This window comes from Neolewinella agarilytica (genome assembly GCF_900110645.1).
Classification (GTDB): domain Bacteria; phylum Bacteroidota; class Bacteroidia; order Chitinophagales; family Saprospiraceae; genus Neolewinella; species Neolewinella agarilytica.
Genome location: NZ_FOFB01000065.1, coordinates 1 through 1,314 on the forward strand (window position 1 = coordinate 1; position 1,314 = coordinate 1,314).

General features: G+C 64.0%; 4 protein-coding genes. 2 read left to right on the plus strand and 2 right to left on the minus strand.

The genetic code is table 11. The annotated features are described in order from the left end of the window. Positions 1-214: hypothetical protein (locus tag BM123_RS24485; RefSeq protein WP_217642217.1), on the plus strand; the 214-nt coding region annotated here is incomplete at its 5' end. 104 nt (positions 215-318) lie between these two features. Here the strand turns inward: BM123_RS24485 and BM123_RS24490 are convergent. Next, positions 319-540: a hypothetical protein gene (locus BM123_RS24490; RefSeq protein WP_217642218.1), complete on the minus strand. Its 222-nt coding sequence runs from the start codon at positions 538-540 to the stop codon at positions 319-321. Between the two features lie 21 nt (positions 541-561). Continuing rightward, a complete protein-coding gene (locus BM123_RS24495) occupies positions 562-765 on the minus strand; it encodes a hypothetical protein (protein ID WP_217642219.1) in 204 nt (67 codons plus the stop codon). A 124-nt stretch (positions 766-889) separates the two neighbouring features. Here BM123_RS24495 and BM123_RS24500 point away from each other — a divergent pair, with 124 nt between their 5' ends. Next, positions 890-1,312 (plus strand): hypothetical protein, encoded by a 423-nt coding sequence (locus BM123_RS24500; protein ID WP_217642220.1) that lies wholly within the window; start codon positions 890-892, stop codon positions 1,310-1,312. Positions 1,313-1,314 lie beyond the last annotated feature (2 nt).

Here is a 1,314-nt window from a genome sequence, read left to right on the forward strand (position 1 = left end):
GGCCCACAGGGCGAGCGTGGCGAGCAAGGCATCCAAGGTATTCAAGGTGACCAGGGCCCGCAGGGCGAACGTGGTCTCCAGGGAATCCAGGGTGAGCAAGGCCCACAAGGTGAACGCGGACTACAGGGTATTCAGGGTGACCAAGGCCCACAAGGCGAACGCGGACTTCAAGGTATTCAGGGTGACCAAGGTCCTCAGGGTATCCAGGGTGTAGCTGGAGCTGACGGCGAAGACGGCGCGCAAGGCCCCCAGGGTGAGCGTGGCGAGCAAGGCATCCAGGGAATCCAGGGTGACCAAGGCCCACAGGGCGAACGCGGACTACAGGGTATTCAGGGTGACCAAGGTCCTCAGGGTATCCAGGGTGTAGCTGGAGCTGACGGCGAAGACGGCGCGCAAGGCCCCCAGGGTGAGCGCGGCGAGCAAGGCATCCAGGGAATCCAAGGTGACCAGGGCCCGCAGGGCGAACGTGGTCTCCAAGGCATCCAGGGTGACCAAGGCCCACAAGGCGAACGCGGACTTCAAGGTATTCAGGGCGACCAAGGTCCCCAGGGTATTCAAGGTCTAGCTGGAGCTGACGGCCAGGACGGTCGTGACGGAGTCGACGGCGAAGACGGTGCGCAAGGCCCACAGGGTGAGCGTGGCGAGCAAGGCATCCAGGGTATTCAAGGTGACCAGGGCCCGCAGGGTGAACGTGGTCTCCAGGGAATCCAGGGAGAGCAAGGCCCACAAGGCGAACGCGGACTTCAAGGTATTCAGGGCGACCAAGGTCCTCAGGGTATCCAGGGTCTAGCTGGAGCTGACGGCCAGGACGGTCGCGACGGAGTTGACGGCGAAGACGGTGCGCAAGGCCCCCAGGGTGAGCGTGGCCTCCAAGGCATCCAAGGCGAGCGTGGCCCACAAGGCGAACGCGGACTACAGGGTATCCAGGGCGACCAAGGTCCCCAGGGTATTCAAGGTCCTGCCGGAGCTGACGGCGAAGACGGCGCGCAAGGCCCACAGGGCGAGCGTGGCGAGCAAGGCATCCAAGGTATTCAAGGTGACCAGGGCCCGCAGGGCGAACGTGGTCTCCAGGGAATCCAGGGTGACCAAGGCCCACAAGGCGAACGCGGACTTCAGGGTATTCAGGGCGACCAAGGTCCCCAGGGTATTCAAGGTCCTGCCGGAGCTGACGGCGAAGACGGCGCGCAAGGCCCACAGGGCGAGCGTGGCGAGCAAGGCATCCAGGGAATCCAGGGTGACCAAGGCCCACAAGGCGAACGCGGACTACAGGGTATTCAGGGTGACCAAGGTCCTCAGGGTATCCAAGGTTTAGCT